Raw genomic sequence first — 1,012 nt, forward strand, 5'->3', positions numbered from 1 at the left:
TGCAAAATATAAAAAATGTGCCTGAAATTCAGCACCCGTAATAAATAAGGAGGGTTGATCTTTTTTATGTTCTAGCCACTGAAAATCTTTTAAATAAGGCTCTAAATCTGCATAGCTGTTGATCATACTGTTGTTTCCTATTTTTTATGAATGTGCCAAAGTGGCAAAGCCTGTAATCAGTAAACCACCACCCACTGCCTCACTTGCACCGATTGCCCCTGCTGTAGCCACTGCCCCACCTGCTGCGCCTGCCAAAACCACTGTTCCACAAATAAAAGCCCCTGCGACCCCAACACTGGCGGTAATTGGAATCATCATGCTTTGATACTCTTGAAGGGGTACAAGTTTGCGATAAAACTGTACTTGTGGTGAGGGGGGCACAATCAATTTACCTAAAGCACCCAGCATACTTGGAATGCCTTTTTTAGGAGTTAAAGCAATAGTTGCTGGGCGAAATGTAGCATTTTTATACGGAGTTAGATTTTTAATCGGCGGATAAACTGGAATTTTTGTTCCGCCACTGGGTGGTTTTCGGGTATCACAATGACAATCTTTATCGGAGACTTCTCGTACTTTTTTGGGAGCAATATCTTCGTAAGCTTCATATTGACCTAGCGCCCAATCATCCTTACCAAACTTAATTTCAACCAAACGCTCAATATTATCATCAAAGGGATAGAAACGCTTCCAATCAATCATCCCTGACATGCGCATTTCAATAATTTCTGCGGCTTTAATGGTTAAAATAGTCAGGTCAGGAATACGAAAATCACCTTTGGCAAGGTTTTCAATTTGGTTTTGCGCTGCACCGAGTGGAAATGTAGAAGGACGATGCATCCGTTCAGGGTTATCACTCATTAATGGTTTTGGAGGATCGCGTGTCATATCGTAACCTACTTCCGCAAGATATGCCCATACCCCAAAGTTTAAATCAGCTTCGGCACGAATCGCTGTTGTAACAGTTTGTTGGTAAAGCTTTTGTCCAATTGCTCCAATTTTAGGGGCTTTACTG

The 1,012-nt window shown here is 41.9% G+C and carries 1 protein-coding gene; it reads right to left on the bottom strand.

The window, feature by feature from the left end; translation table 11 throughout:
- Positions 1-144: 144 nt before the first annotated feature.
- The coding region (locus AAV97_RS21160) for a hypothetical protein (protein ID WP_046759449.1) at positions 145-1,012 on the bottom strand (868 nt) is incomplete at its 5' end.

It is taken from the genome of Acinetobacter sp. Ag2, from assembly GCF_001005515.1.
GTDB lineage: Bacteria > Pseudomonadota > Gammaproteobacteria > Pseudomonadales > Moraxellaceae > Acinetobacter > Acinetobacter bereziniae.